Annotated in this window: 31 protein-coding genes; 18 read left to right on the forward strand and 13 right to left on the reverse strand. The window is 43.8% G+C overall.

The genetic code is table 11. The features are described from left to right. Positions 1 to 145 precede the first annotated feature (145 nt). Both IM473_RS01830 and IM473_RS01835 read right to left on the reverse strand, forming a co-directional pair. Complete coding sequence (locus IM473_RS01830) at positions 146 to 1,438, reverse strand: sensor histidine kinase (RefSeq protein WP_287657138.1); 1,293 nt, start codon at positions 1,436 to 1,438, stop codon at positions 146 to 148. Positions 1,439 to 1,485: 47 nt separating this feature from the next. Beyond that, on the reverse strand, positions 1,486 to 2,238 hold the full coding sequence (locus IM473_RS01835; RefSeq protein ID WP_287657135.1) for a response regulator transcription factor: 753 nt from the start codon (positions 2,236 to 2,238) through the stop codon (positions 1,486 to 1,488). Between the two features lie 74 nt (positions 2,239 to 2,312). Between IM473_RS01835 and IM473_RS01840 the strand changes: the two genes are divergently transcribed. Continuing rightward, the gene (locus IM473_RS01840) at positions 2,313 to 3,068 is read left to right on the forward strand and encodes a creatininase family protein (protein WP_287657134.1); all 756 of its coding nucleotides are present in this window, start codon (positions 2,313 to 2,315) and stop codon (positions 3,066 to 3,068) included. Positions 3,069 to 3,147: 79 nt separating this feature from the next. After that, positions 3,148 to 3,912 (forward strand): hypothetical protein, encoded by a 765-nt coding sequence (locus IM473_RS01845; protein ID WP_287657132.1) that lies wholly within the window; start codon positions 3,148 to 3,150, stop codon positions 3,910 to 3,912. Positions 3,913 to 4,023: 111 nt separating this feature from the next. Here IM473_RS01845 and glcD read toward each other — a convergent pair whose 3' ends face one another. Both glcD and IM473_RS01855 read right to left on the reverse strand, forming a co-directional pair. Continuing rightward, complete coding sequence (gene glcD / locus IM473_RS01850; RefSeq protein ID WP_287657131.1) at positions 4,024 to 5,490, reverse strand: glycolate oxidase subunit GlcD; 1,467 nt, start codon at positions 5,488 to 5,490, stop codon at positions 4,024 to 4,026. A 147-nt stretch (positions 5,491 to 5,637) separates the two neighbouring features. Next, entirely contained in the window at positions 5,638 to 6,189 is a 552-nt protein-coding gene (locus tag IM473_RS01855) for a 2'-5' RNA ligase family protein (protein WP_287657130.1), read from the reverse strand. A gap of 159 nt (positions 6,190 to 6,348) precedes the next feature. On the opposite strand from IM473_RS01855, the gene IM473_RS01860 reads away from it, so the two are divergent. The 11 genes from IM473_RS01860 (at position 6,349) to rpmE (ending at position 11,791) form a co-directional block, all read left to right on the forward strand. Beyond that, the gene (locus IM473_RS01860) at positions 6,349 to 6,615 is read left to right on the forward strand and encodes a YciI family protein (protein ID WP_110578914.1); all 267 of its coding nucleotides are present in this window, start codon (positions 6,349 to 6,351) and stop codon (positions 6,613 to 6,615) included. Between the two features lie 316 nt (positions 6,616 to 6,931). Beyond that, positions 6,932 to 7,162, forward strand: a complete 231-nt coding sequence (gene infA / locus IM473_RS01865) for a translation initiation factor IF-1 (protein ID WP_002737109.1) — start codon at positions 6,932 to 6,934, stop codon at positions 7,160 to 7,162. Positions 7,163 to 7,289: 127 nt separating this feature from the next. Beyond that, the gene (gene rpmJ / locus IM473_RS01870) at positions 7,290 to 7,403 is read left to right on the forward strand and encodes a 50S ribosomal protein L36 (protein WP_012593611.1); all 114 of its coding nucleotides are present in this window, start codon (positions 7,290 to 7,292) and stop codon (positions 7,401 to 7,403) included. A 93-nt stretch (positions 7,404 to 7,496) separates the two neighbouring features. Continuing rightward, positions 7,497 to 7,880: a 30S ribosomal protein S13 gene (gene rpsM / locus IM473_RS01875; protein WP_002735415.1), complete on the forward strand. Its 384-nt coding sequence runs from the start codon at positions 7,497 to 7,499 to the stop codon at positions 7,878 to 7,880. Between the two features lie 39 nt (positions 7,881 to 7,919). Beyond that, positions 7,920 to 8,312, forward strand: a complete 393-nt coding sequence (gene rpsK, locus IM473_RS01880) for a 30S ribosomal protein S11 (RefSeq protein WP_002735413.1) — start codon at positions 7,920 to 7,922, stop codon at positions 8,310 to 8,312. Between the two features lie 180 nt (positions 8,313 to 8,492). Then, positions 8,493 to 9,434, forward strand: coding sequence for a DNA-directed RNA polymerase subunit alpha (locus IM473_RS01885; RefSeq protein ID WP_002766101.1), 942 nt, complete (start codon positions 8,493 to 8,495; stop codon positions 9,432 to 9,434). 21 nt (positions 9,435 to 9,455) lie between these two features. After that, a complete protein-coding gene (gene rplQ / locus IM473_RS01890) occupies positions 9,456 to 9,806 on the forward strand; it encodes a 50S ribosomal protein L17 (protein ID WP_002801078.1) in 351 nt (116 codons plus the stop codon). 2 nt (positions 9,807 to 9,808) lie between these two features. Then, on the forward strand, positions 9,809 to 10,624 hold the full coding sequence (gene truA / locus IM473_RS01895; RefSeq protein ID WP_287657128.1) for a tRNA pseudouridine(38-40) synthase TruA: 816 nt from the start codon (positions 9,809 to 9,811) through the stop codon (positions 10,622 to 10,624). Between the two features lie 40 nt (positions 10,625 to 10,664). Beyond that, positions 10,665 to 11,120 carry a 50S ribosomal protein L13 gene (gene rplM, locus IM473_RS01900; protein ID WP_287657126.1) on the forward strand — a complete coding sequence of 152 codons (456 nt, stop codon included), beginning with the start codon at positions 10,665 to 10,667 and terminating at the stop codon, positions 11,118 to 11,120. A 4-nt stretch (positions 11,121 to 11,124) separates the two neighbouring features. Then, a complete protein-coding gene (gene rpsI, locus IM473_RS01905) occupies positions 11,125 to 11,538 on the forward strand; it encodes a 30S ribosomal protein S9 (protein WP_002737094.1) in 414 nt (137 codons plus the stop codon). A gap of 19 nt (positions 11,539 to 11,557) precedes the next feature. Next, on the forward strand, positions 11,558 to 11,791 hold the full coding sequence (gene rpmE / locus IM473_RS01910; protein ID WP_002760058.1) for a 50S ribosomal protein L31: 234 nt from the start codon (positions 11,558 to 11,560) through the stop codon (positions 11,789 to 11,791). Positions 11,792 to 12,094: 303 nt separating this feature from the next. Here rpmE and IM473_RS01915 read toward each other — a convergent pair whose 3' ends face one another. Next, on the reverse strand, positions 12,095 to 13,036 hold the full coding sequence (locus tag IM473_RS01915) for a hypothetical protein (RefSeq protein ID WP_287657124.1): 942 nt from the start codon (positions 13,034 to 13,036) through the stop codon (positions 12,095 to 12,097). A 90-nt stretch (positions 13,037 to 13,126) separates the two neighbouring features. Here IM473_RS01915 and IM473_RS01920 point away from each other — a divergent pair, with 90 nt between their 5' ends. After that, the gene (locus IM473_RS01920) at positions 13,127 to 13,948 is read left to right on the forward strand and encodes a sulfotransferase family protein (protein ID WP_287657122.1); all 822 of its coding nucleotides are present in this window, start codon (positions 13,127 to 13,129) and stop codon (positions 13,946 to 13,948) included. 96 nt (positions 13,949 to 14,044) lie between these two features. On the opposite strand, the gene IM473_RS01925 is transcribed toward IM473_RS01920, so the two are convergent. Further along, the gene (locus IM473_RS01925; protein WP_002735656.1) at positions 14,045 to 14,245 is read right to left on the reverse strand and encodes a hypothetical protein; all 201 of its coding nucleotides are present in this window, start codon (positions 14,243 to 14,245) and stop codon (positions 14,045 to 14,047) included. Positions 14,246 to 14,651: 406 nt separating this feature from the next. Here IM473_RS01925 and IM473_RS01930 point away from each other — a divergent pair, with 406 nt between their 5' ends. Beyond that, positions 14,652 to 15,605 carry an ABC transporter ATP-binding protein gene (locus IM473_RS01930; RefSeq protein WP_287657121.1) on the forward strand — a complete coding sequence of 318 codons (954 nt, stop codon included), beginning with the start codon at positions 14,652 to 14,654 and terminating at the stop codon, positions 15,603 to 15,605. Between the two features lie 21 nt (positions 15,606 to 15,626). Here IM473_RS01930 and IM473_RS01935 read toward each other — a convergent pair whose 3' ends face one another. Further along, entirely contained in the window at positions 15,627 to 16,376 is a 750-nt protein-coding gene (locus IM473_RS01935; protein WP_287657119.1) for a tetratricopeptide repeat protein, read from the reverse strand. Between the two features lie 44 nt (positions 16,377 to 16,420). On the opposite strand from IM473_RS01935, the gene nblB reads away from it, so the two are divergent. Both nblB and IM473_RS01945 read left to right on the forward strand, forming a co-directional pair. Next, the gene (gene nblB, locus IM473_RS01940) at positions 16,421 to 17,086 is read left to right on the forward strand and encodes a phycobilisome degradation protein NblB (protein WP_287657117.1); all 666 of its coding nucleotides are present in this window, start codon (positions 16,421 to 16,423) and stop codon (positions 17,084 to 17,086) included. A gap of 73 nt (positions 17,087 to 17,159) precedes the next feature. Then, positions 17,160 to 18,251, forward strand: coding sequence for a tetratricopeptide repeat protein (locus IM473_RS01945; RefSeq protein WP_287657116.1), 1,092 nt, complete (start codon positions 17,160 to 17,162; stop codon positions 18,249 to 18,251). Between the two features lie 103 nt (positions 18,252 to 18,354). Here the strand turns inward: IM473_RS01945 and IM473_RS01950 are convergent, their stop codons facing one another. Then, positions 18,355 to 18,828, reverse strand: coding sequence for a DUF29 domain-containing protein (locus IM473_RS01950; protein ID WP_287657114.1), 474 nt, complete (start codon positions 18,826 to 18,828; stop codon positions 18,355 to 18,357). A 100-nt stretch (positions 18,829 to 18,928) separates the two neighbouring features. After that, the gene (locus IM473_RS01955; RefSeq protein WP_002782393.1) at positions 18,929 to 19,915 is read right to left on the reverse strand and encodes an RNA polymerase sigma factor, RpoD/SigA family; all 987 of its coding nucleotides are present in this window, start codon (positions 19,913 to 19,915) and stop codon (positions 18,929 to 18,931) included. Between the two features lie 702 nt (positions 19,916 to 20,617). On the opposite strand from IM473_RS01955, the gene IM473_RS01960 reads away from it, so the two are divergent. Beyond that, complete coding sequence (locus IM473_RS01960; RefSeq protein WP_061431264.1) at positions 20,618 to 22,042, forward strand: Ni/Fe hydrogenase subunit alpha; 1,425 nt, start codon at positions 20,618 to 20,620, stop codon at positions 22,040 to 22,042. 573 nt (positions 22,043 to 22,615) lie between these two features. Here IM473_RS01960 and IM473_RS01965 read toward each other — a convergent pair. The 4 genes from IM473_RS01965 to IM473_RS01980 form a co-directional block, all read right to left on the reverse strand. After that, positions 22,616 to 23,287, reverse strand: a complete 672-nt coding sequence (locus IM473_RS01965) for a DUF2290 domain-containing protein (RefSeq protein ID WP_002801097.1) — start codon at positions 23,285 to 23,287, stop codon at positions 22,616 to 22,618. A 7-nt stretch (positions 23,288 to 23,294) separates the two neighbouring features. Then, positions 23,295 to 25,397 carry a DEAD/DEAH box helicase gene (locus IM473_RS01970; protein ID WP_002801098.1) on the reverse strand — a complete coding sequence of 701 codons (2,103 nt, stop codon included), beginning with the start codon at positions 25,395 to 25,397 and terminating at the stop codon, positions 23,295 to 23,297. Between the two features lie 163 nt (positions 25,398 to 25,560). Next, positions 25,561 to 26,223, reverse strand: coding sequence for a Na(+)/H(+) antiporter subunit B (locus IM473_RS01975; RefSeq protein ID WP_287657113.1), 663 nt, complete (start codon positions 26,221 to 26,223; stop codon positions 25,561 to 25,563). Then, positions 26,223 to 26,765, reverse strand: a complete 543-nt coding sequence (locus IM473_RS01980) for a DUF4040 domain-containing protein (protein ID WP_287657112.1) — start codon at positions 26,763 to 26,765, stop codon at positions 26,223 to 26,225. The genes IM473_RS01975 and IM473_RS01980 overlap by 1 nt, the downstream gene beginning before the upstream one ends.

Genomic DNA, 26,765 nt, shown 5'->3' on the forward strand with positions numbered 1-26,765 from the left:
AGATTCGCTTAACATAAAACTACTCTTTCTCTACAGTGATAACAAGAAAATTTTCGATTTTGTACAGTTGTCTAGAGAACTTGACAGAATTTTTTCTCCCCTCTCCCCAATTCATAATTCATAATTCATAATTCATAATTCCCACCTAATTTTTTTGACGGGGGAGAGTGACTTGTAGGCGAGCGCCGCCGGTGTTAGGATCGTTTTGAGCGACGATCGAACCGCCATGGGCTTGAATAATCTCTTTAGCAATCGATAAACCTAAACCGGTACTATAATCCTTTGTGCCTTGTTTTTGACGGGTGCGGGAAGGATCACCACGAAAGAGGCGATCAAAAACGTAGGGCAGATCCGCTTCGTTAAATCCTTTACCGTTGTCGATAACGTCAATTCTCAGCCATTTTTTCGCGATAGTATCGGATATTTCCCGAATTTCTAGGCGAATTTCCCCCCGCTCGGGACTATACTTAATGGCATTATCAAAGAGATTCAGGAAAACTTGCAGCAGACGAGAATGATCCACTTCCAGCGTCCAATCCGCCAGAGAGGAATAATCTAAGCTAATCTGTTTTTGGGCCGCTAAAGGGGTGACAGTCTGCCAAGCGGTGGTGATTAGATCCTGTAGATTAATGATTTGGTATTGTAAAGAGCGCCCCGCATCCGCTTGTAATTCACTAATTTCTAGCCAATCGCAGACTAATTGACTCAAACGCTCCACTTCTTTCCCCATTTGTTCTAACCAGCGTCTTTCGGGAGCTTGGAGGCGTTTTTGTAAAGCTTCGGTAAGGAGAGAAATGGAGGTTAAGGGAGTGCGTAACTCGTGAGTTAAGTCAGAGAAAGCTCGCTCGCGATTTTGCGATAATTCCACTAAAGGCTGTCTATTTTCGATAAATACAGCGATTTCACCTTCTGGCAAGGGATAACCGTAACCCTTCAAGGCAATCGATTTAGGAGCAATCACTTGGCGATCGCTAATGGGGTTGACAGGATAATTAGTCGGGTAAAAAGTCCAAGTTTGCACCTGTGGACTCTGTTTTTGGCGCGTTTCTTGAATTAATTGATCTAATTCGTAGGAGCGCACCAATTCTAGCAGCAGACGTACCTGATCTGGCTGCCAGCGATCGAGTTTTAAAAGGGTTATTGCCTGTTGATTGCACCAGAGCAGTTGATTATCGGCATCTATATGAAGATAGGCGATCGGCGCTATTTCTAGCAAGGATTTCTGAATTTCTAAGCTCTTTTCTCGCTCTTGCAGACTTTGGGAGAGAAACTGTAATTCTCGACGCACTAGGGAGGTAACGGGAAAAGAAGCCGACAAATCCACCGAATCCGAGAGAGCGCTTAGGGTTCGCTTTAACTCTCTATTTAAGCGTGAGACTTGCCAGTAACAAATACTCAAACCTAAAACTACTCCCAAAATAAAAGCGAAAATAGTCATTATCTGCGGGAACGGCGATCGCTAATCGGGAAAATATAATCGCTCACCTAGCCAAAACGATAACCGAAACCGCGTACAGTAATCAGGTATTCCGGTTGACTGGGATCGATTTCTAGTTTTTCGCGTAACCAGCGAATGTGAACATCGACGGTTTTGGTGTCTCCTAAAAAATCTGGTCCCCAAATTTGTTCAATTAACTGCTCTCTTGACCAAACTCGGCGCGGATAACTCATAAATAGGTCGAGGAGACGGAATTCTTTAGGAGAAAGGTTAATTTCTTCATCTCGCACTGTCACCCGACATTCCTGGGTATAGAGAAGAACATCGCGGAATTTTCGCACGGTAGCGGCAGCTAGGGAAGTAAATCCTTGACGACGAATGAGAGCGCGACAACGAGCGACTAATTCGCGCATACTAAAGGGTTTAGTCAGATAATCATCGGCACCCACTTCTAAACCCAAAACTCGATCGGTTTCGCTGGCCTTAGCACTTAAGATTAAAATCGGGATAATATTGCCGTGATAGCGCAACAGACGGCAGATATCAAGACCGTTGATTTGGGGTAACATTAAATCCAAAACGACCAAATCAAAACGAGACTCACCGTGATGAGATTCTTGACTTTGCAGTAATTCTAGGGCAACGCGACCATCACTAACACCGAGAGCCTCGTAACCTTCTTCTTCCAAAGCCAAAATAATCATATCCCGAATCACTTCTTCATCTTCAACGATTAAAATCCGATGATTGGGAACGAAATCCGTACTCACCGACAAGGGGGGGGTGTCAAGGGTTAACATAAAAATACTTGATTATTCGTCTTGATTTTATCTCAATTTGTCAACCCGCACTCGTTTTGGAAGGCTAGAGCCGAATGTTATTACAGTTATCTACCTGGTTAGAGGTGGAATCCTATCTAGAACAATCTCAGGGAATTATTATTCCCATTGGTTCCACGGAACAACACGGGCCGACGGGACTGATTGGTACAGATGCTCTATGTGCGGAGGCGATCGCTAAAGGAGTAGGGACACAGGTACAAGCAATGGTAGCACCTACCTTAAATGTGGGTATGGCCCTACATCATACGGCTTTCCCCGGTACAATTAGCCTTCGTCCTAGCACTTTGATTCAAGTAATCCTCGACTATGTGACTTGTTTAGCTAGAGCGGGTTTTCGTCAATTTTTCTTTATTAATGGTCACGGGGGCAATATTGCCACCCTAAAAGCCGCTTTTGCGGAAACCTATTATCATTTGGATTCCCTCAATTTACCTAACACAAACGAGGTTAAATGTCAAGTGGCCAATTGGTTTATGGTGCGAGAAGTTTATCTTTTAGCCAAAGAATTGTATGGATATCAGGAGGGTTCCCACGCTACACCGAGCGAAGTGGCGTTAACTCAGTATCTTTACCCTGAGAGCCTTAAAAACGCCTTTTTATCGGAAAAAGTGGCTTCTGGTCATGGTATTTACGGTGCGGCTAATTTTCGCCAAAACTACCCCGATGGTCGTATGGGTTCCAATCCTGCTTTAGCCACTCCCGAACACGGTCAGAGATTCTATGAATTAGCCGTGAAAGAATTGAGTAATACTTATCTGGAATGGCTCTCTTGTCCTGTGTCTGAGTGATAGTGACTAAGCCACCGAGACCCGGAATAATTTGGCTGTAACCCTAGAGACAAAACATAAATATCCAAGGACAAAATTGATGATTACCACCACTGACAATAACTCCAATCAACCTCTGGTTAGTTTGCGGGAAATACAAGAACTTGCCATCGCAATTACCGCCAAAAGCCTTAATCCCGCCATGCTAACGGTTGATTTCCTCAAATATTCGGGAATAGTTCCCCCCGACTGGGAATTAAATGGCCAGCCGGTACTCAATCCTAATTACGCTCAAGTTAATTTTCAAAATGGCATCAGCATCGTCGCTCAACCCCGGAAAATTACCTTTGTGGAGATAATTAACTCTCCCGATAGCCTGAACCTGAAACTGCCAGAAATTGTTGGTTTATATCTAGATAAACTCCCTTTAGCCGAATATCAAGCCCTGGGTATCGCGCCGAAAAGTATTGTTCCTTTCCCTAGTAGTCCCGATGCCGCTAAAAAATACATCACCGAAACTCTTCTCGCCCCCGGTCCCTGGCACAATTTCGGTACAGCCCCCCTACAAGCCAGCATCAATCTACTTTATCAGTTAGAAACCTCTCAGCTATCCCTGGCGATTAACGAGGCAAAATTGCAATTACCCGATGGCCAAACCTTAGCGGCGCTATTATTTGCCGGTAACTTTAACTATAATCTGGCCGAGGGCAGCGATCGATTAAATCTGCTCAAACAATCTCTGGGACAATGGCAAAAAGACCTAGAGATTTTCCGAGAATTAATCACTCAACGCTTTCTGGAAAGACAAGTCCAGGTTTTCCCCTCTAATATCAATCTGCCCCTAGGACCCCAAGGTGGACTGTAATCAGTAGTCAGTAATCAGTAATCAGTAATCAGTCAGAAAAATCTTTAGACTTCCTGCAAAAGTAAGTTCTCGAACCGCTATCAGGTCAAAATATCTAAGAACTCAGATAACCTAAAACACATCCACCCCCGCAAACCCTTGCATTTTGGCATTAGCGGCTTCCCCACAGCTGCGCGGGGTGGGGAATAATTTCCCCGGGTTAGCTAAACCTTTGGGATTAAAGCAGTCCCGCACATAGCCCATAGTTTCTAAGTCAATCTCGTTGAACATGGCGGGCATATAACAATTTTTATCGATGCCGATACCATGTTCGCCCGATAAACTGCCCCCAACCCGCACACAAAGTTTGAGAATTTCACCGCCTAATTCCTCCACTTCTGCCCAGGCCCCCTCTACCCTGTTATCGTAGAGAATCAACGGGTGTAAATTGCCATCTCCGGCGTGGAAAACATTGGCGATTTTATAACCGTATTTTTCACTTAAAGCCTTAATTTCCTCAAGAACATACACCAATTGAGTGCGGGGAATCACCCCATCTTGGACAAAGTAATTAGGGCTAATTTTCCCCGCCGCCGCAAAAGCCGCTTTTCTGCCCTTCCAGAGTTTCAAGCGGGTTTCGGCATCATTAGCCGTGGTGATATTTCTCGCCCCATTTTGACGGCAAATCTCGGCAACCCGATGTTTATTCTTGGCTACTTCTACCCCTAAACCATCCAATTCCACTAATAAAACTGACTCGGCATCCCGGGGATAACAGCCGGTAGCCACCACGTCTTCCACGGCGTTGATACTGAGATTATCCATAATCTCCATCCCCGCCGGAATCATTCCCGATTTAATAATATCCGCCACCGCTTGGCCCGCCGCCTCGATACTGGTAAAATCGGCCAGTAAAACACAGATAGATTCCGGAGTTTTCAGGATTCTTAGGGTGATTTCCGTGGCGATGCCTAAAGTTCCCTCGGAACCCACAAATAAACCGGTTAAATCGTAGCCCGGTTGTTCTGGTACTGCCCCCCCCACATCGATAATTGAACCGTCGGGAAGGACGATTTTTAAGCCCATAACGTGATTGGTAGTCACGCCGTATTTTAAACAGTGAACCCCGCCAGAATTTTCCGCCACATTACCGCCGATCGAGCAGATAATTTGACTAGAGGGATCCGGTGCATAATAAAATCCCGCCCCGCTTACCGCTTGCGTCACCCAATTATTAATCACCCCGGGCTGTACCACCACCCTTTGATTATCTAAATCAACCCTGAGAATCTGATTCATCCGCGCCGTGACGATGAGAATCCCCTCTTCTAAGGGTAACGCCCCTCCCGATAAGCCCGTTCCTGCCCCCCTCGCTACCCAGGCAATCTCGTTATCGTGACAGAGTTTCACCACCGCCGCAATTTCTGCGGTGCTGCGAGGCAGTGCCACAAGAGCGGGTCTTTGTCTGTATCCTGTGATACCATCGCACTCGTAGGTTAATAATTCATCTTTGCGACGGATGACTCCATCTTTACCAAGGATCGTTTCTAGCTGTTTAATCAGATTGGGGGAGATTTTCGGGGGATTTTTGAGTAACATAGGTTTCAGGGCGGCGGAGTCGCAGTAAAATGGCTCTATAGGTTAAAATATCGCAAAAAAGCCAGAAATTAAGCTTTAAAAACTGCTCTCTCCTATTTTACCACTATAACCCCTTCCTCTGTAGATAGAAACCTGCAAGAGTCTGGATTATAGAGAAAATTGCCGATAAATTTCCCAGCGCTTACCGTTATGAATTAGGAGGGTAATTTGATCGATCATCACCTCAAAAAATAGCTCTTGATTAGCATATTTTGACCAAGCTTTCCAGAAATTATCTTTAGTTAAATCTCGGAAGCCAACGGTTAAATGGGGCGAAAAAGCTCGGCTTTTTGAGGCATTATCAATGATATTCAAGGAAGATTCTAGCTCCTGTAAAAGCCGTTTTTGTAGGGTTAATAATTCTGGGGTTTTCTGGACATTAATATAAATGACTCGCGGTTTAAAGGCGGCAAAATTCTGGAGAATCAGGGGAATAGGAGAGTGCCAGAGGGCAAATTCCTCTAAACATCTTTCTAAATCGGGTAATTGTTCTAAATTCCACCGGAAAGGGGGTTGGAGAGTGACGTGGGGAGGCGATTTCAGGGCGGCACGACTATTGTAAATTTCTGCAAACTCTAACTTGATTTTTGTGGCAATTTCCTGTACTTCTGGCGGCGGCAAAAGCGCAATAAAAAATAGATATCCCTGGGGTTGATTCATGGAGACAAGCAAGGTAGAGAAATGAAGATATTATCTCGATTCTAGCAATCTTCAACAACTCTAGCTAATTGTATATCTCTGTTACATGGCACCATCGACGGCCAAGATTAATCGGTATAATTATATGATTGTTAATCAGTCCTAGCCTCCTGAGAATTTATGCCCTGGTTTGTCAAGATAGAAAAAGGCATTGTTGATAAAACTACCTTCGATCGCTATGTCAGCGCTCATAAGGACTATGTGCGTGATTTAATTAGCCAAGGACGAGAAGCAAAAACCGGTTATTGGGCAGAAAGAGGCGGCGGAATGTTATTATTTAAGGCCGATTCTCTTGAGGAGGCTCAAGCAATTATAGTTAGGGACCCTTTAATCGAGAATGGTTGTGTGGAATACGAACTCCATGAATGGCGAATTGTCGTCGAGTAATCTAGCTTTTCAGTGAACAGTGAACAGTAATCAGTAATCAGTGAAAAGACAGCAATGTTAAGCTGTTGATTATCTAAATATTACTCGTTAATACTGCCTGGGAGTGGGGAGATGGGGGTGGGGAGTGGGGAGTGCCGGAGATGGGAGTGGGGAGATGGGGAGCTTTTTTGCTGTGGACTGAAAACTCACATCTGAGTTACTGATTACTGATTACTGATCACTGATAACTGATAAGCTATACTGGGGGAATTGTGCTAACAGCACGGTTGCTGCTGCCGCTCATTAAATTGTCCCCAGTGAAATTGAGGAATTAACTTTGTCTAAACAAGATCTCATCGAAATGGAAGGAACCGTCACCGAATCCTTGCCTAACGCCATGTTTAGGGTGGATTTAGATAACGGTTTCAACGTCTTAGCCCATATATCTGGCAAAATCCGCCGTAATTATATCAAAATCCTCCCCGGCGATCGAGTTAAAGTGGAACTGACCCCCTACGACCTAACCAAAGGCAGAATTACCTATCGCCTGAAAAATCAAAAAAAATAGGGACAAATGGGGGCAGAGAAGCCAAAAAGTCTAATAAGCGGCCAAATTTATTTTAAAAAAATAGGTGACACGAGTAAAAGAAATCTGATATAATAATAAGCTTGCAGTGTTGCCAGAATAGTTAGGCATGAAAGTTAGAGCGTCTGTCAAAAAAATGTGCGAAAAGTGCCGCGTCATCCGTCGGCGCGGTCGAGTCATGGTAATTTGTTCTAACCCCAAACACAAGCAGAGACAAGGTTAAACCACCAAAGTCACTGTCTTGGGGCAGAGAATCGTTACCGTTAATTGTAGTCGTTTTCGGAAAAAAAATCGTTCATAGGGAGAAAGAAAAAGCGTGGCAAGGATAGCTGGTGTAGACCTACCTCGCGATAAGCGTGTGGAAATCGCCCTGACCTACCTCTACGGAGTGGGTCTATCGCGTTCCCAAGAAGTCTTATCTGCGACGGGTGTTAACCCTGACACTCGGGTCAAGGATCTCAGCGATGAAGACGTGGCGGCGCTACGGACTTATATCGAGACAAATTATCAAATCGAGGGGGATTTGAGACGCTGGGAGGCGATGAACATCAAACGCCTCGCCGATATCGGCACCTATCGAGGTCGTCGGCATCGGCTAGGATTACCCGTGCGCGGGCAACGGACGCGAACCAATGCGCGGACTCGTCGCGGTCGTCGGGTGACAGTGGCAGGGAAGAAAAAAGCCCCCTCCAAGAAATAATTTTTTATTCATTGCGATATCCCCCAATCAAGAAAAACTATGGCGCGACCAACCAAAAAAACCGGACCAAAAAAACAGAAGAAAAATATTCCTACCGGAGTCGCTCACATTCAATCGACCTTCAACAATACCATTGTCACGATCGCCGATACCAAAGGCGATGTGATCTCTTGGGCATCGGCGGGATCGAGTGGTTTTAAAGGAGCCAAAAAAGGAACCCCCTTCGCCGCCCAAACCGCCGCCGATAACGCCGCCCGCCGAGCGATCGAACAGGGAATGCGTCAACTAGAAGTGATGGTTAGCGGCCCCGGGGCAGGACGGGAAACCGCAATCCGGGCCCTGCAAGGAGCAGGATTAGAAATCACCCTGATCCGGGACGTGACCCCCATCCCCCACAATGGTTGTCGTCCTCCCAAACGCCGGAGAGTGTAAACAGTGAACAGCTTTTTCAGGTGACAGGGATCTTGAGGCTGGCAGCCGTTAGCTTTTGGCGCATCAGCAGGAGAATCGGGTCGTCAAAGACCATCGGATCAAAAAACTGAACGCTGAAAGCTAGAGAAAACTGATAACTGATAACTGATAACTGAATAACTGAACAAGGGAGGTCAATCGGTGGCGCAATTTCAAATCGAGTGTGTAGAAGCAAAAACTTACAAGAATCAGAGTCAGTACAGTAAATTCGTACTAGAACCTCTAGAAAGAGGCCAGGGTACAACCGTAGGTAATGCCCTGAGACGGATTCTCATTTCCAATCTGGAAGGAGCGGCCGTGACGGCCCTGCGGATCGCGGGAGTCAATCACGAATTTGCCACCGTCCAGGGAGTACGCGAGGACGTGATGGAACTCATGCTCAACATGAAAGAAATCATCCTGAAAAGCTACACCAATCAAACCCAGATCGGGCGTTTAGTGGCAACTGGGCCGGCGACGGTAGTGGCGGCACAATTCGATTTACCCTCAGAAATCGAGATAGTTGATCGCAATCAGTACGTCGCCACCCTAGCCGAAGGAGCCAAGCTAGAGATGGAATTTCGCGTGGAAAAAGGCAAAGGCTATCGGGCGATCGATCGCAGTAAAGAAGAAGCCACTTCGCTCGACTTTCTGCAAATCGACTCTATCTTTATGCCCGTAACCAAAGTCAACTACAGCGTCGAAGATATCCGTTCCGAAAGCGGTCAAGCTAGAGATCGTCTGCTCTTAGAAATTTGGACAAACGGGAGCATTAACCCCAAAGAAGCCCTTTCCCAAGCGGCCGATATGCTAGTTAATCTCTTTAACCCGCTCAAGGATCTAAACGCCCTCGAATCCTCCGGTAACTTTGACGACCAAGAGATCAACCAAGAAAACCAAATTCCGATCGAGGAACTACAATTATCCGTGCGCGCCTACAATTGCCTGAAGCGAGCGCAGATCAACACCGTAGCCGACCTCCTCGATTACAGCCAAGAAGATCTCTTAGAAATCAAAAACTTTGGGCAGAAATCGGCGGAGGAAGTCATTGAAGCCCTACAAAAACGGTTAGGTATCACCCTACCCCAAGAAAAAAGCAAGTAAACCCAATTCCAGGAAAATACCATGAGACATCGGTGTAAAGTGCCTCAATTGGGTCTACCAGCTGACCAAAGAAAGGCACTGCTGCGCAGCTTGGCCACCCAGCTAATTCGCCATGGTCAGATCACCACCACCCTAGCGAAAGCGAAAGCGGTGCGAGCAGAGGTAGACCACATTATCACCCTAGCTAAAGACGGTTCCCTGAGCGCCCGTCGCCAAGCTATGGGCTACATCTACGACAAACAACTGGTTCACGCCCTCTTTGAAGGCGCACAAGCCCGTTATGGCAGTCGTAACGGCGGTTATACCAGGGTGGTGCGTACCCTGCGCCGTCGCGGGGATAATGCCCCCATGGCGATTATCGAACTGATGTAACGATGACAGCTTGCCCCCAGTCGCGGATCGCCCTAGTTATCCAGTATGTGGGAACTAATTTCCACGGCTGGCAACGGCAACCCCATCACAGGAGCGTGCAGGAGGAAATCGAGAAGGCTCTGGCCGATATTCTCGGTCATGCCGTCACTCTGCACGGGGCCGGACGTACCGATAGCGGTGTTCACGCCGCCGCCCAAGTTGCCCATTTCCAGCAGCAGAGTCCGATCCCACCCTCCCATTGGTCCAAGGTTCTCAATGCTCGGCTAGATGACGATATCGTCATTCGGGCTTCAGCCCAAGTTCCCGATCGCTGGCACGCCCGTTTCTCGGCCCTCTGGCGACGTTATCGTTACACCCTCTATACGGACCCCATCCCCAATCTCTTTGTTAGCCCCTTTAGTTGGCACTACTACCATCGTCCCCTCGATGCCGATTTGATGGCCAGGGCCTTACGGCCCCTATTGGGCAAGCACCATCTGGCCGCCTTTCACCGTGCTAACTCTAGTCGCGACCATTCCTGGGTAGAAGTACAGGGGGTGGAATGCTACCGTCAAGGGCCATTTGTACAGATGGAAATTCAGGCCAATGGCTTTTTGTACGGGATGGTGCGCCTATTGGTGGGAATGTTGGTGGAGGTGGGAACTGGTGAGCGATCGCTAGAAAACTTTACCGACATCTGGGTCAATCAGCGCCGAGAATTGGTCAAATACGCCGCACCAGCTAAAGGACTATGTTTACTGCGGGTGGGTTACGCCGATTTTCCCTTTGCCGATAGCGTCTGGTTCGAGACTCAGCCTCTTTATTATTTCCGAGCATAGAGATTAAAAGTTTATTTTTGTAAACCAAGGCAAACTGACCATGAACAAAACACCTCTACCAAATTTAGAGACTCTAGAGCAGAAATGGTACGTCATCGATGCGGCCGATCAGCGTCTAGGTCGTCTGGCCACCGAGATCGCTATGATTCTACGGGGCAAAAATAAAGCCACCTTCACCCCCCATCTGGATACGGGGGATTTTGTCATTGTTATTAACGCCGAAAAAGTGACGGTAACGGGCAAAAAACGCCAACAGAAAGTTTATCGCCGCGACTCCGGCAGACCGGGTGGTATGAAGGTAGAAAGCTTCGAGAAACTGCAAAAACGCATTCCCGAACGGATTATCGAACACGCTGTTAAGGGAATGCTCCCGAAAAATAGCTTAGGTCGGAAATTGTTCACGAAACTGAAAGTTTATGCCGGTGCGGAACATCCCCATCAGGCACAACAACCGGAAGTTTTAGCGATTAATACGATTCCCGCAGGAGGAAATTAAGTCAATGCAAGCCACGGACAGTAAAAATAAGGTAGTTTATTGGGGAACGGGACGACGCAAATCGGCGGTCGCTTCCGTGCGTCTGGTGCCGGGGACGGGGGCAATTACCGTTAACGGTCGCGATGGAGAAACCCATTTTAACCGCATTCCCACCTATATCCAGACGATTAAGGCTCCTCTGGAGACTTTGGGACTGGAAAACGAGTATGATATCATCGTTAAGGCCGAGGGCGGTGGTTTGACCGGCCAAGCGGACGCGGTGAAATTGGGGGTCGCTAGAGCTTTATGTCAATTAGCGCCGGAAAATCGTCCTCCCCTTAAGAGTGAAGGTTATCTGACTCGGGATCCCCGGGCGAAGGAACGGAAAAAATACGGTCTTCACAAAGCGCGCAAAGCGCCTCAATACTCGAAACGTTAGGTTAATAGAGAGGTTTATTATGCCGAAAAAAATTCATCCTACTTGGTATCCGGAAGCCAAGGTGATCTGTAATGGTGAACTGGTGATGACGGTGGGTTCGACAAAACCAGAAATTCATGTGGAGGTTTGGTCGGGTAATCATCCTTTTTATACGGGAACCCAGAAGATGATCGATACGGAGGGCCGGGTCGATCGCTTCTTGCGTAAGTACAAAATGGGCGATAAGTCAAGCAAAAAGGCCGATCAGAAATAATTCTTTACTTTTGCCTTTTTGACCCGGCGGGGAGATTTTTCCGCCGGGTTTTTTGCTATCTTTAGGCTGGTAGAGTCATTATAGTTATTTCAAAGAAGAACGAGACACTAAGCGACACAATAAGTACGAATAATTTCATCAAGGTTTGTACCCAAAAGAGCATACATTAAGGCTTTATCATTGCGGCGTAAACGAGATATTACATCGTTTAACGGAAACAACAGGTACTTACGAGGTTATAACTGGTGCTATGAAATCTAAGCGATGATCGCCTCACCTCAAATCTAGAGAACTAACGCTCTTTTAATACCATAATTCCGGAATCAGGTCATAATAACCAGCTTGGGGCGGTGGGTAAACACCCGCTTCAATTTTTTCGATAATAGTCGGCCAAGCTTGCCTAAAAGCGGCAGATCGCTCGTTGGGGTGCAGAGTCCAACCCTTGGCATTGGTGAGAGTGGCGCGATAATAGTTGCTTTGTTCTAGGGAGCGAGAAACCATAATTTCCCAAGAGTCGAGTTTTCCTTTGCCGGTCAAAATATTGCCCCAAGCTTTTAAACCATCGGGTAAGTGATCGAGAAAGGTATTTTTATAAGAGCGCCAGAGGGGGGTCATCGGTAAAAGGCGATCATAGCGACGACAATTAAGTAGATAGGCACGACTGCCAAAAAATTTAAATTGATAGAATCCGTCGGGATTTTTCGTGCAAGGATGGGGAGAATAAATCGTACCATCGGGCCGCGGTGGACCGGACAAAGGACGCACAAACATCATTTCTGGATGGGTTTCCATTAACTCGATCCCTTCGCGGATCCAACTGTAATCCGGTTCTTGGTAGAGCATCATGTCACTGTCATAATGGACCATATAATCACTGCGACAGGACTCGATTTTGAAGATTGAGCCAAAAATCGGATAACCTTTGTAGTTATGGGTGGAACGGAGGGGACTGCCGAAATGCTTTTGATAGATACGCTGACGATAGCTGGGATCGTAGTTAAAATCCACTAGGCGATCGATTATGCCATCTTTAACTAATTTTTCGCCACAGGCTCTTAATTCCTCCATTGTACCCAGTCCGGGGCGATTAACCTTTTCCCCGCTTAAAGGGGCCGTATCAATAGCGAGTACCTTTTCCTGGAAGGGAAACTGACTCATTTTGACTAGATGAGGGATAGTATTCATCATAAACCAGACATCGGTTCGCGCCGTAAAAAACCAGAGCGAACAACTTGGCAATCCCATTTTGTATAAACCTCACTTTTGTTTGGGTCTTAAATGGGATACATTATAGGGGAATCTTAGCGACAAGTTGACACAATTCTTTATTAACCTATGACTATAGCCATCGATCGCCTACCCCAATCTTGGCAGGATTTAACCCATCGTTTAACTTATAAGTATTTTCAGATCCGCATTGATACACCTAAAGACCCCTATAAAATCCTCTTTCGTCCCCAACCCTATCAGGTTTTATTTATTCTTAGCCATATGCGATCGGGTTCGTCTTTATTGACCCATATCCTCAATTCTAATCCCGAAATTATCGGTTTTGGCGAAACTCATCTGGTTTATGAGAGTGAACAGGATTTTAAAACTTTAATGTTTAAACTCTACTGGCGTTTGAAAGATTTAAACATGAATCATAAATATATTTTAGATAAAGTTCTTCACGATCAGAAGTTTTTAGATCATAGTTTTTTGCAATCTGATCCAGTTAAGACCATATTTTTACTACGAGAACCGCAGCGCACTTTAGCTAGTATTCTAGATATTAAACCCCATCAAAATGAGCAGCACGCCCTGGGTTATTATACTGGTCGTTTAGCCACCTTAGAAAGTTATGCTCGATTAATTAACAGCAAAGAAAAGAGTTTATTTATCAGCCATGATCAGGTATTAAACCAAAGTCAATTGGTTTTTAATAGTTTACAGAGTCATCTCGATACTAAAACGGGATTTTCTGAAGAATATCGAGTTTTAAAAACCACTGGCAGCCGTGGTATAGGAGATTCTTCCGAGAATATCAAAGCGGGTAAAATTATCAAACAAGCCAGAAAATTAGATATAGAAATTTCCGACGATGTTTTAACCCAAGCCCAAAAAGCCTATGATCAATGCTACGAAACCCTCAGCCATTATTGTCATTGTATCTAAGCTGAATTGGGGATTAGTAATAGCCTTGATTCTCTCCTCCGAGTCCAAAGAAAATCCCCCTAACTCAACTCTAAGTTGATCATTTAAAAGGTCCCATTAGCCTTCAATATTAGCAATTGTAAAGCCCATCTGACACTCGTAGAGATTGGGCTGCTGGCTGCCCCCTTTGCCCAAGGAGTGACCACAGCCTAGTTTACCCTCTCGCCACCGGGGTTGCCCCTGCTGGTTGGCTAAAAGACAGCCCTGACACACAGAACCCGTATCGAGAATGTGTTCGTCGGTTAAAATCACTAACATGACGTTCACCCCCATTGATCTCCGATCACTTTTGTCTCTATTGTAAGAGGTTTTTTCTGAGATGTAGTGGCGCGCTATACATTCCGCTACTTTTTGGCTTTTTTTCGCCTGGACTCTTCTTATACAAGGTATTTACCGATCGATCAATTAGGAATGCTCAGAAGATGAGGCGGCTCTTCTAGGTTCTGTGTGAGGATGTTATAATATTAATACAGAATAGGAGGTGGGTTATCTGGATAAATTTTGAGCAACTCCTCGATTTACCAAATGTAACAGTGGTCAATTATCAAAAAATTGAGAAGATATTAAGAATTAAACAATTTGACAACAACCATCGTAAGTCATGGGAGATAAACCCTGTATTCGTGATTAGCGAGTCACCGTGAGAACCTAACTAAAAAACTTTATGAACCCACCAGAATTAGCCATTGCTACCGTTGGTTTAACCAAACAATTTGACCGCCATGGAGCTGTTAATCAAGTGGATTTACAGATTGAAGCGGGGGAAGTTTACGGGTTAATCGGTCCAAATGGAGCGGGAAAAACCACTTTAATTAGGATGTTAGCGGCAGCGGAAGAACCGACAACCGGAGAAATATATCTGCACGGAGAACGTCTTTTAAGAGATGAGAGTAATCCCCGTCTCAAAAGAAATTTAGGTTATCTACCCGATAATTTTCCTCTCTACGATGACCTAAATGTCTGGAATTATCTGGATTATTTTGCCCGTCTTTATCATATCCCTCGCTCCCAACGTCATCGCCGCATTTATGAGGTTCTAGAACTGGTACAATTAACCAATAAAAGCCATAATCCGATCGCTACTTTGTCCCGGGGGATGAAACAACGTTTAAGTTTAGCCCGAACGATTATCCATGAACCTTTAATTTTACTTCTCGATGAACCGGTTTCTGGATTAGACCCGATCGCTCGTTTACAATTTCGTGAGATTATTAAAGTCTTACAATCGGCAGGTATGACTATTTTAATTTCCTCCCATGTCCTTAGTGATTTAGCGGAACTTTGTAGTTCTGTGGGCATCATGGAATTAGGTTATCTAGTGGAAAGTACCTCTTTACAAGAATTAAATCAACGTCTAGCTGGCCAATACTTGCAGATCACGACTCTAGGCAATTTAGAAGCCTTAGAAACGGCTCTTAAACAATGTGTTTTTGTGGAAAGTTGGCAAAGAGTTATTAATACTAATACTCTCCGAGTTAAATTTACGGGAACCCTAGAAGATAGTGCCGAATTGTTGAAATCTTTAGTCGTTTCTGGCCTGACCTTAAGCGAGTTTTATACTTGCCGCGAAGATTTAGAAACTATTTTCCTAAAACTGGGACATCGACAGGCATCCTAAGGAGAAATAATAATTTTCAATCTAGGATAGTAACTTTTCGACTAATTGAATTTGCTCCTGACTAAAACCAGCTTCCTTCAGGTGCGCCAGAAACCATTTTTGTCGATAACGACCGTCTAAATCCACAGCCTTTCTATAGGTATCATGCGCTTTTTTACTATCACCTTGGTCTAAATAAATCATTGCCAAAGCCACAAGAGGATGGGGATTATTTGGCTCTAATTTAACTGCTTTTTCAGCGTTAGTAATAGCTGAATCAAAATCTTTTAAGCGATGATAGGCGAGGGATAAATTATAGTAGGCGATTTCATTATCGGGTTTTAAATTAGCGGCTTTAGTATGAGTGACTACGGCTTTTTCAAGATGACCCGCCACTAGATAAACAATACCCAAAGCATTATAAGCAGCCACATGATCGGGAGCAATTTTAATCGTTTCTTCGAGAGTTGTTTGTGCCGCTAAAGGTTGTTTAGCTAGGTGTTGTGTCCATCCTAAAATTACTCTCCCGTCTAGATGATTGGGGTTTAACTGTACCGATTTTTTAAAAGCTTCAATACTTTTGATAAAATCTCCCTGTTGACGATACTGTAATCCCAATTGACGATAACGATTAGCAGCTTTAATGTCTGATGCGGAAATAATCGGACTGGGAGAAGGAGAAACGAGCATCTCGGCCGTAGGCTCTTTTTTAAGGGGAGAGGGAGGACTACAGCCCCAAAAAACCGGGGAACTAAACATGATCAAAATAGTCAGGAGTCGATAACTATTCATGGGACAATTAATACCAGTCCAATTGTTAAGGGTGTCATCAAATTATGAATTATTCCCCCGAATCCGTGCAACGGCTGCTCGATTCCGATGATTATGGCCATCGCTTATCGGGAGTTAATCAACTGCGTTATTTAGCCCCAGAAATCGCCTTCGAGATGTTACAGCCTTTAATTAAGGATAGTAACGCTAGAGTGCGTTATTCGGCGGTAAGTCAGCTAGATATCCTCGGTCGTCAGAATCTCGATCTGGCCTTAACTATTCTACGCGATCGCTTGTTGCATGATCCCGAAGCAGACGTGAAAGCGGCCGCGGCCGATGCGATCGGGGGGTTAAAATTAACGGCAGCCTACGATGATCTGGTGGCCGTCTATCAACAATCCTGTGACTGGTTAATTCAATTTAGCATTGTGGCAGCTTTGGGCGAATTGGGGGAACCCCGGGGCTTTGAACTGCTCGAAATCGCCCTTAACTCCGATAATGAATTGGTAAAAACGGCCGCCGTTAGCGCTTTTGGGGAACTAGGCGACCCTCGCGCCGTCTCTTTACTCGTTCCCTTGGCTAGTGATGATGACTGGCAACTGCGCTATCGTCTCGCTCAAGCTTTAGGCCGCTTAGGGGGGGAAGATGCGATCGCTGTTTTGACCCAGTTAACCAGCGACAAAAGCGCCCAAGTCGCCCAAGAGGCCCGCAATAATCTCGTCCAAGGGTGATGCAGAATAGTTGATTTTTGTCAATAGCATTTACAATAAACTTTAATTAAGAATCGTTAACAAAGGTAAAGCGATGAAACAATTTACCCGTTTAATCTTGCTCGTCGGTCTTCTCGCGGGGGGCTGTTTCTCTGCCTCAATTGCGATCGCTGATAATCCGGCGGGGGCAATCGTGAGCAAGGATTCACAGGTTAACGAACTACTGCGTCAAGCGCGGCAATTGGTCAAAAATGGCAATTATGGGGAAGCTATAGCCGTTTACGAGCGGGCTGCCGCCCTTGATGGCAATAATGCCAGAATTTTCTCTGGGATTGGCTTTTTACAAACGCTGCAAGGGGATTATAACGCCGCCGCCCAAGCATACCAAAAAGCTTTAAGTCTCGATCCGAGTAATCCCGACTTTTTCCATGCCCTCGGTTATAGTTTGGCTAATATCGGCGATTATGACAATGCCGCCACCGCTTACTATTACGCTATCCAAATAGAACCGAAAAACGTCCAACACTACCTCGGTTTAGGGGTGGTATTATTACGGCAAAAAAACTATGCTAAAGCGGGCGAAGTTTACCAATGGGTTTTAGCTCTCGACCCCAATAATCAGCAAGCCCACGAAATCATGGGTAAGGCCTTGATTGAACAAAATAAAAGCAGCGAAGCCCTCGATTTTCTCCAAAAATCCTTGCAAAGATTCCCTAACAATAGTGAATTAAGATTGCAACTGGCCAGCCTTTTGCTTAAACAGGGCGATTTAAATGGTGGAACCCAAATTTTAAAAGAAATAGAGCGACAAAATGCAGGAAATTTTTTAATTCAGCTAAAAATAGGGATTTTACTCGAAAAACAAGAGCGTTTTGACGAGGCTCTCCCCTTTTATCGGCGGGCTGTTTTCCTGCAACCCCAATCTTTGGAAGCACAAGCGGGAATCGGTCGCATCCATCTGGCCAGAAAAGATTATCTTGCGGCAATTATCGCCTATCAAGATTTGGCCAAAATCGCCCCCAATAACGCCGATGTCTATCTTAATCTCGGTCGGGCCTACGCGGGCCGAGGACGAAAAAGAGAGGCGGAGGAAGCTTTTAAGCAAGCGCGAGCGGTTTATGTGCTGAAAAATAATCAATCCGGCCTGAAGGAAGTGGATGCCCTACTGAAGAAATTGCTTGAGTAAAACCAGATCAGTGATCAGTGATCAGATTTGAGTTTTCAGATTTGAGTTTTCAGTTCACTGATGACTGTTTAGCGATCAAGGAGTAATTTAGATAGTCAATAGTTTATTCCCAATCGATTGGCAGCCATTGATTATCTAAAACCTGTTCGAGATTAAAAATTATCTGACTAGGTAAACCGCCGGGGGATAAACCCATTTTTTTCCGGACGGCCTCTAAAGCTGTATGGTAGGATGGCTCAAAAATCTCCCGAAGATAGGGCTTTAAACTAGGGCTATCCTCCAGTAAATCTTGAATTTCTGCCCGAAAATTATTGATTTCTCCATTCCAATGATTGCCATTCCGGTCTCTTTCCGATTGCCAGTAAGTTAATTTGAGTAAATGTTCTAGGAGACGAGTTAAAAGACTTTTGAGCGCGTGTCTTTCACTTCTCCCCATCGATTCAATCTCCTCAATTAAATTGTCTAAATCCACCTCGGCAAACTGGCCTTTTTTTAATTGTTCTGCCGTAGTTTTTAGCCAGAGATAAAAATCTTCTTCGTATAGTGTTGGGGTCGCTGTTTCTGTTGATCTAGTCATGACGGAACTGCCACAGGTGAAAACTAATCGGGATTCTATATTAATTAAACCCAAAAAAAAGAGAGCTTGAACTCTCCTTCTTGGTTATTTGCTAATCTTACTAACTAGCGACAATATATTCCTTGACGTTGGCCCGGCGACGGCGTAAATGGGCCAGGGCCTGGTGTTCTAATTGTCGCACTCGTTCCCGGCTGATATTCATTCTCTGGCCGATTTTGGCTAGGGATAACTCTTTGCCATCGGTTAAACCGAAACGGAGAGTAATCACTTCCCGTTGTTGGGGAGTTAATTCGGCCAGGAGATTGGCTAAGTCTTGCCGTAATAACTCTTGGGTGATGAAGGTATCGGGAGAAACTCCGCTATCTTCTAATAATTCCGACAATTCCGTATCTTGGTTATCGCCGACGCGCACATCAAGGGAGATGGGTTGACGAGCCATACTGAGATATTCGCGGATTTGAGCGGGTTCTAGCTCTAATTCCAGGGCAATCTCGGCAGGAGTGGCACTTCTCCCCAGTTTTTGGGCGAGTTCGCGCTGGGTTCTTTTGATTTTATTCAGTTTTTCGGTGATATGGATGGGTAAACGAATGGTGCGGGCCTGTTGAGCGATCGCGCGGGTAATCGCTTGTCGAATCCACCAGTAGGCATAGGTAGAAAATTTATAACCTTTGGTGGGATCAAATTTCTCTACACCTCTTTCTAATCCCAGACTACCCTCTTGAATTAGATCTAGGAATTCCATGTTCCGCTTTTGATATTTTTTGGCGATCGCAACTACCAAGCGGAGGTTAGCTTCAATCATTTTCCGTTTAGCTCGATCGCCGGTTTTCAAGGCGCGATCCAGTTCATTTTCGCTTAAATTCACCGAATCCGCCCACTCCAAGCGATCTGGTTCCCGTCCTAATTGCTTCGATAGTGCTTCTTTCGCTTCTAACAGGCTCATCATCCGTTGGACTTGTTTGCCGTAAATAATTTCTTGTTCGTGAGTTAGGAGAGGAACTCGCCCAATTTCGTGCAGATAGGTACGCACCATATCGGCATTGAGGGTGGGCTGTGATTGAGTTTGGTTGGTTTTTGCGGTGGGCATTGGTTTGGTGGTGACTCCTTGACACAGAAAAAGTCTGTTACTATTCCGACTCGCGGGTGAGTCTGGCTTATCTGAAGTCGGTATGAGTTTGATCGGAATTTCTTTGATTGTATCCTGCGCTTTTAGACGCGGGCAATCCCCTAAAGGTTCAAAGTTAATTCATTCTTTGGTATGATGTTAAGTTTATCCTCTTTTTTCAACACCCAGAACAGAAGTATTATACCAAAGGGCTATCAACTGAAATCGCTTGTTTTTGGGTCGCTTTTTCCTGAATCCTCGACAGTGCCGCTTGTATTGTTAGGTAAGATTACAAGACAAAAAGGTTATTTTCCCGATTAGTCACAAACAATTTGGCTGACTTCCGACCCTTTCGCCCTCAGCTTTGAGAGCAAAGCAGAACCAAGCTGAAAACTGACAGCCGAGAACCGACTTCTATATATATAATGACCGATCAACACCAGCAAAGGGAGATGTAATCATTGCGGATTTCCGAACTATTTTCTGTAGTATTTGCTACAAAATGCCAAATTAGCCGCGATTGAGAATCGGGAAAAATTGTTATAAAAATTAGGATTGCTAGGGGGGTAATAACTATCATAGAGACAGCAGGGCGGAGATCGGGATAAATTATCGTTGAAACCAAGCTCGATCGCACTCTCCACAATACCGTTCTGTGGAACTCCTGAACAATGAGGACTTACTATGACTAAAACCGTCGTTATCGATCCCGTCACCCGGATCGAAGGCCATGCCAAGATCTCGATTTTCCTTGACGATGGGGGGGAAGTGGATGACGTGCGTTTTCATGTGGTCGAGTATCGCGGTTTCGAGAAATTCTGCGAGGGACGGCCGATGTGGGAGATGGCGGGAATTACTGCCCGAATTTGCGGCATTTGCCCCGTTAGTCACCTACTTTGTGCCGCCAAAACTGGTGATAAAATTCTAGCGGTGCAAATCCCCCCCGCGGGGGAAAAACTGCGGCGCTTGATGAATTTGGGACAGTTAACCCAATCCCATGCTTTAAGCTTTTTCCATCTTAGCAGTCCCGATTTTCTGCTTGGTTGGGAAAGTGACGCCGCTAAACGGAATATTTTCGGTTTAATCGCCGCCGATCCCGACCTAGCGCGAGCGGGCATCCGTTTACGTCAATTTGGACAGAAAGTTATTGAACTTTTGGGAGCAAAAAAAATTCACCCCGCTTGGTCTGTCCCGGGAGGTGTGCGTTCTCCCCTGAGCGAAGAAGGGCGACAATGGATTAAAGAACGACTGCCGGAGTCTAAAGCGACTCTTTACACGGCCTTAAACCTATTTAAAGGACTTCTAGACAATTTAACCACAGAAATCGCCGCTTTTGGTAATTTCCCTTCCCTGTTTATGGGATTGGTCGGTAAACGGGACGAGTGGGAACACTACGGCGGTCATATTCGTTTTACCGATAGTCAAGGCAATATTGTGGCCGATAACCTCAGCGAAGACAATTATCGCGATTATATCGGCGAATCAGTGGAAAAATGGTCTTATTTAAAGTTTCCCTACTATAAACCCCTCGGTTATCCCAACGGTATCTATCGGGTTGGTCCGTTGGCACGGTTAAATGTTTGTTCCCATTTTGGCACGGAGGGAGCGGATATCGAGTTACGCGAATATCGCCATCGGGTCGGTGGTGTAGCGACGTCTTCTTTTTACTATCATTATGCCCGTTTAGTGGAGATTTTAGGCTGTTTAGAGCGTATCGAACTTTTAATCGACGATCCCGATATAGTTTCTCAACGCTGCCGGGCCGAAGCGGGAATTAATAATCTGCAAGGGGTGGGAGTTAGTGAAGCGCCCCGGGGTACTTTATTCCATGATTATAAAGTGGATGAAAATGGTTTAATTGAAACGGTGAATTTAATTATTGCCACGGGTAATAATAATTTGGCCATGAATCAAACGGTGAAACAAATCGCCCAACATTATATCCATGGTGGCGAAATTCCCGAAGCGATGTTAAACCGGGTGGAAGCGGGTATTCGTTGCTATGATCCCTGTTTAAGTTGTTCCACTCACGCTATGGGACAAATGCCGCTACAGCTAGAGTTAGTTAATGCAGCCGGTGAGGTGATTAATACTCGACAAAGGGGTTAATTATCTAAGTTGTTAGGGTGTTAGGAAATAGGGCCAATTCCTCCTAACACCCGGCGCTATTTCATTCTATAGCGGTTCTCACACCTGTGTGGCACAGTTAAACCTTTGCTGATTAAGCTTTTCAACATTAATAATGTACCTCGTGCGAACAGGAAACGCTATAGATGATATAATATTGAGGTAAAACAGACCTCTTGCAAAAATCAAAAATCTTCCGTTAGGTGAGGAGTCTCCGAGCCAGTAGTCAGGAGTCAGGAGAATTAAGAATGAGTATTAATCAATTAAATGCTCTATTTAGGGATTTTATGCAATTTTATGTCTATTTTTCTCATTTTTGCACTCTCAAAAATTAATTAGGGTTTGCTGAAAAAGTGTATTGGTGGGGTTAGGAGTCAGGAGTCAGTAGCCGGTCGTTTCAGGCTTTGTTGCCCTTGTTTTTGTACAAGCTTGTGTACTACAAGAAGGATAATGCAAGGTTTTTGAATGTCCCAATCCTATTTTCTTGCACTAACATCGGATTTTAACAGGTCAAAAGCCTTATTTTAAAAGGGTTTTCCCATTATTCAGCCAACCCTATAGAGAGGGAGATTTAATAGCAAAATGTAGTATATTTTTTTCCGGTTCGGTTATGGTTTCTGGAAATCGCTGATCGTTAAAATTGATCTGCTCGGAATATAGATGATAGGCTGTATTGTAAAAGTTACGAAGGATAAAAGCAATAAATACACTGGGTGTTAAAGGGGAGGACACTGGAATTCGGCAGTTTTTGAATTGTCCTAGGGTGAGATGACATCTGGGGTGATGAATCTCTTGAAAATTATCAGGATCGTAATCAAATCTAATCGGTACAGCTACAATATTTTTGGCGATAATATCGGCAAATATCTCGTCTTCTTCATATAGTTCTGGCTCATTTTGAAAAGATTCTAAATAAGGGGATGAGAAGAAAGCTAGTCTATGGGATAATAACTGCGATCCTTGGAAGCGATAAAGTAATTGAATCAAGGCTCCATCAATCATTTTAATATTATAATTCTTACCGCGATCAAGCTCATCATAAATATCTTGATAGGCAACATTTTTTAGGGCAATGGATAAGTCGGAACTATTGGCATAGCTAATCTCAGAAATATTTTGACTCAATTTATTCAAAGTCGGAAAATTCTGCTGACTTGATAATCCTACTTCTATCAATTTAGCCGTTAAATTTTTAACATCTTTAAAGATATTCTGAACATTAAGCATTTCTTAACTATTCTTGGAATATTTTGATAATTTCGTTTTTTTCATCTGATGAAAATTCTATACTTTTTAACTTGGCAATTAATTCTTGCTTTTCCCTGTCATTTTTATATCTCTTGGTATTAAGAGTATCTCGATAAACCTTCTTCATTTGTTGAAGTTCTTCTGGGGTTGGATAGGTAAACTCAAGAGCAAAATTTCTCGATTTAATTTCCTGAAATTCCGTCTCTAAAGCTTGCATATTTGCTCCATAACCAATAACTCTTAACCAAGCTTTACTTCTAGTCATCGCTGTAAATAAAATATTGCGTTTACTAGCAATTTCTGATGGTGAACCAGAGAAACCTTCTTGAGCGTTAATGAAATAAACCATTGCCGCTTCATTGCCTTTTGCACGATAAATCTGTGTAAAAGCAATCGAGTTTTCTTGAAAAAACTCATCGGGAGAAGATGTGCTGCCTGCTAAATGAGAATTAATATTTTTTGTAAATAACATTTCTCTAGCTTTTCCAAAAACGTTGCGAGCATTTTTAGGTATTGGATGGATAACCATAATATCTTGGCATCTTAATTCATCTTCGTTGAGATTCTTTTCAATTTGTTCCACTAGCCATTCAAGTTGCTCCTGATTGTTATCGAAAGATTTAAAGTTGATAATATCATCGATAGAAGAATGGTCTTCAAGGAATTTAGGACTGGTTTTCGAGGTTCTAATCAGTTTAACAAATTCTCCTGATTTTAATTCTCCTTCTTCAACCTCATAACCAATATCTTGCCATAATTGAGGATTATCAAACATTTGAATTATTCCCTTTGGATAATAAACTCCAAAACCTAGAGCATGAGCAGAGGAAAGAATAGGACGAGAATTTCTGTAACAAGTATTTAAAACTACATCTTGTTGGGGTTCGCTGGGTAAATTCTCCAATTTAACTCTAGGATTACCATGGTTATCATTTCCAAAAATAACTTCGGGAGAATCCATGACTTTACTATTTAAGCTTTGCAACTCATCATAGGCATAAACTAAACGTTTATCATCTTTCAAGATTTCATAGCAGAGTCTTAAGAAGTCTTGAGGAAAATCTTGAGCTTCATCAATTAAAATAACATCATAATATTGATGAAAATTTTTAATCTCTCGCAAGGCTTTTTGACAGGCAAAGTCAAAAGGTTCTTCATGCGAATATGTTAGGTTGTCTGCTTGACTAAAATCTAAATATTCAATATTATGTCGTTTACATAGCTCATAATAAATTCCTTCTATCTTAGGACTTCCCCACGCATGAATAATTTTTACTTTTTCCCAGTCTGGTTCGGAATTTTTATGCTCATAACTAAACCGAGTAATTAAATCTTTGTATTGATCCTTTAACGAGCGTGTATAGAAGGTAACAGCAATATTCCAATCGGGATGAGTTGCATGAAGATAAGCTACTTTCAGCGCTAAGACAATTGTTTTTCCCGAACCTGCTAAACCTCTGATTCTTTGTACACCTTTAGTGGTTTCTAAAACAGCCTTATTTTGAGTTTCATCAAGATTAGCGATAGAATCTTCTAATTTTTTTAACTTTGCTCCCCTAGAATCTGGTTTAACAACATAACTGCGAGCGTCTTTTTTTCTAATGGTTGTAACAGCTTGTATAACTGAGTTGACTTTCTCGAAATATTCAGAATCATTGCCTTGACATTTCTTGATAAAATCATCAATATCTTTATCTTTAATAAGAACAGGATATTCCTCTGGGTTAATTGCTTCTGGATAATTATTCCAAATCGGTGCATAGGTGGCTACAGAAATGTTAACTATTAGCTTTCTTTTTTGAACAAGCTCTTTATAAGACAGCAGTTTTGCTTCTAACTTGGTTATGCTCTCATCTTGAGTGCCTTCAATATCCAAATCATAATTTTTTCCCTCATCAATATTAAAAATAATAATCCCTTGCTGACGAGAGACTAATAGAGCATCAATTTGATATCCTCCTTGGGGAGTTCCAATAATAGGATAGCCGATATACAATGTTCCCTCTATATCTGTTCTTTCCTCAAAATATTTAGCTAATCTTTGAGAAGATACAGGTTTAGCTGAAGAACCGCGAATAACGTTAACCATAATTTTTACCTCGGGAGTTCTTTTAGCAGAATCATTAGATGCCTATTGATTCTTGAGGAGGGCAACAAAATTACTATAGCATTTTTTCAACCATCAAGTCATGTTATGCTCATCGGTTAATCCCCAGTTTTGACCTAAAGCTATAAATATAGATATTAACCTCTCACAATAAACCGCGATAGCGGATAAAAACGAGGATTACTGCCCAGGAACCTAAAGCTACTTTAACGGCAACTAAAATGTTTAGTATTGGTAAAATGCCGCCACTAAATAGCGCTCCTAATTCCCCGTGGGGTAACTCAAATCCTGAGAGAGTAATGGCGGCTAAAACAATAAAAACTAAGACGGAAATTTTCTCCCATGTTGCCGCTTGCCAACGGCGATAAATTGCTTGCATCCATTCGGGAGACGAGGTAATTGCTATTAAACCAATTGCCGTACCTCCGGCGACTCCGGCGGCAAAACCTCCCCCCGGACTTAAATGTCCGCGGATAGCTAATTCAATGCCCACTAAAGCGGCAATTGTTGACCCTAAACGGGCTAAAATAATTGAAGGTTGGTCGGTAAATTGATGGATTTTACTGGCGGGTTTTTCGGTGGCTAAAAGAAAATTTGCCCCCATAATGGCAATGGTAAAAACAACCACTTCATAGATGGTATCGTAGAGACGATTACGAAAAATAACCACCGAAACCGCATTAGGAACACCGCCGTCGCGCACCAGGGATTCAACAATTTCTAAGGATAATACAGGGGAAGCAGTATTCGGAATAATTACCATTTTGACAGCGAAGGCAATGGCGGCTAGAGTGTAAATCCATTTCATTAGTGTTTCTCCTCTAATTTTGGGGTTTCAATACAGGTTAAAATCGTGTTTGCTGCCGTTAATTCATTTTTAAAAATATCGTAGAGATAGGGTAATCTAATTGTGGTTTCGTAGGGGATGTTTTCTGGATTATCTTGACGGATACAGACGGCATGAACATCTTTATCAATAAGTGCCTGTTGCAAAGCTTGCCTGTCACTGTAGGCAACTAATTCTAAACGCATAAAACGCTTACTTAAAACCGTTTGTAGTTGAGTTTTTAACTGTTCTAAAACCGATACGGTTTCCTCAGCAATTACTCCTAAACGCATAACCAAAGAGGAACGAATCGCCACCGCGTAGAGAGTTACAGCTAACATGGTTCCCATCAAAGCTTCGGTTAAAGATACATCTGCTGCCCCTAATAAAGCATAAACTAAGGCTGCTATTGCCCCTAAAACCCCGCGAATTACTAGAGCTTGGTAGGGATTAGATTGTAACATCACCATCGCCGCAGTTAAAGGCAAGAGGGCAACAATAACATAGAGATAACTTTCATTCAT

Origin of the sequence: Microcystis sp. M015S2 (genome assembly GCF_020245945.1) — a bacterium.
Taxonomy (GTDB): Bacteria; Cyanobacteriota; Cyanobacteriia; order Cyanobacteriales; family Microcystaceae; genus Microcystis.

What these genes read in the sequence shown, in the direction of transcription:
- IM473_RS01830 (WP_287657138.1), bottom strand. Translation starts at nt 1,438, where the DNA reads ATGACTATTTTCGCTTTTATTTTGGGAGTAGTTTTAGGTTTGAGTATT.
- IM473_RS01835 (WP_287657135.1), bottom strand. Translation starts at nt 2,238, where the DNA reads ATGTTAACCCTTGACACCCCCCCCTTGTCGGTGAGTACGGATTTCGTT.
- IM473_RS01840 (WP_287657134.1), top strand. Translation starts at nt 2,313, where the DNA reads ATGTTATTACAGTTATCTACCTGGTTAGAGGTGGAATCCTATCTAGAA.
- IM473_RS01845 (WP_287657132.1), top strand. Translation starts at nt 3,148, where the DNA reads ATGATTACCACCACTGACAATAACTCCAATCAACCTCTGGTTAGTTTG.
- glcD (WP_287657131.1), bottom strand. Translation starts at nt 5,490, where the DNA reads ATGTTACTCAAAAATCCCCCGAAAATCTCCCCCAATCTGATTAAACAG.
- IM473_RS01855 (WP_287657130.1), bottom strand. Translation starts at nt 6,189, where the DNA reads ATGAATCAACCCCAGGGATATCTATTTTTTATTGCGCTTTTGCCGCCG.
- IM473_RS01860 (WP_110578914.1), top strand. Translation starts at nt 6,349, where the DNA reads ATGCCCTGGTTTGTCAAGATAGAAAAAGGCATTGTTGATAAAACTACC.
- rpmJ (WP_012593611.1), top strand. Translation starts at nt 7,290, where the DNA reads ATGAAAGTTAGAGCGTCTGTCAAAAAAATGTGCGAAAAGTGCCGCGTC.
- rpsK (WP_002735413.1), top strand. Translation starts at nt 7,920, where the DNA reads ATGGCGCGACCAACCAAAAAAACCGGACCAAAAAAACAGAAGAAAAAT.
- rplQ (WP_002801078.1), top strand. Translation starts at nt 9,456, where the DNA reads ATGAGACATCGGTGTAAAGTGCCTCAATTGGGTCTACCAGCTGACCAA.
- truA (WP_287657128.1), top strand. Translation starts at nt 9,809, where the DNA reads ATGACAGCTTGCCCCCAGTCGCGGATCGCCCTAGTTATCCAGTATGTG.
- rplM (WP_287657126.1), top strand. Translation starts at nt 10,665, where the DNA reads ATGAACAAAACACCTCTACCAAATTTAGAGACTCTAGAGCAGAAATGG.
- rpsI (WP_002737094.1), top strand. Translation starts at nt 11,125, where the DNA reads ATGCAAGCCACGGACAGTAAAAATAAGGTAGTTTATTGGGGAACGGGA.
- rpmE (WP_002760058.1), top strand. Translation starts at nt 11,558, where the DNA reads ATGCCGAAAAAAATTCATCCTACTTGGTATCCGGAAGCCAAGGTGATC.
- IM473_RS01915 (WP_287657124.1), bottom strand. Translation starts at nt 13,036, where the DNA reads ATGGGATTGCCAAGTTGTTCGCTCTGGTTTTTTACGGCGCGAACCGAT.
- IM473_RS01920 (WP_287657122.1), top strand. Translation starts at nt 13,127, where the DNA reads ATGACTATAGCCATCGATCGCCTACCCCAATCTTGGCAGGATTTAACC.
- IM473_RS01925 (WP_002735656.1), bottom strand. Translation starts at nt 14,245, where the DNA reads ATGTTAGTGATTTTAACCGACGAACACATTCTCGATACGGGTTCTGTG.
- IM473_RS01930 (WP_287657121.1), top strand. Translation starts at nt 14,652, where the DNA reads ATGAACCCACCAGAATTAGCCATTGCTACCGTTGGTTTAACCAAACAA.
- IM473_RS01935 (WP_287657119.1), bottom strand. Translation starts at nt 16,376, where the DNA reads ATGAATAGTTATCGACTCCTGACTATTTTGATCATGTTTAGTTCCCCG.
- nblB (WP_287657117.1), top strand. Translation starts at nt 16,421, where the DNA reads ATGAATTATTCCCCCGAATCCGTGCAACGGCTGCTCGATTCCGATGAT.
- IM473_RS01945 (WP_287657116.1), top strand. Translation starts at nt 17,160, where the DNA reads ATGAAACAATTTACCCGTTTAATCTTGCTCGTCGGTCTTCTCGCGGGG.
- IM473_RS01950 (WP_287657114.1), bottom strand. Translation starts at nt 18,828, where the DNA reads ATGACTAGATCAACAGAAACAGCGACCCCAACACTATACGAAGAAGAT.
- IM473_RS01955 (WP_002782393.1), bottom strand. Translation starts at nt 19,915, where the DNA reads ATGCCCACCGCAAAAACCAACCAAACTCAATCACAGCCCACCCTCAAT.
- IM473_RS01960 (WP_061431264.1), top strand. Translation starts at nt 20,618, where the DNA reads ATGACTAAAACCGTCGTTATCGATCCCGTCACCCGGATCGAAGGCCAT.
- IM473_RS01965 (WP_002801097.1), bottom strand. Translation starts at nt 23,287, where the DNA reads ATGCTTAATGTTCAGAATATCTTTAAAGATGTTAAAAATTTAACGGCT.
- IM473_RS01970 (WP_002801098.1), bottom strand. Translation starts at nt 25,397, where the DNA reads ATGGTTAACGTTATTCGCGGTTCTTCAGCTAAACCTGTATCTTCTCAA.
- IM473_RS01975 (WP_287657113.1), bottom strand. Translation starts at nt 26,223, where the DNA reads ATGAAATGGATTTACACTCTAGCCGCCATTGCCTTCGCTGTCAAAATG.
- IM473_RS01980 (WP_287657112.1), bottom strand. Translation starts at nt 26,765, where the DNA reads ATGAATGAAAGTTATCTCTATGTTATTGTTGCCCTCTTGCCTTTAACT.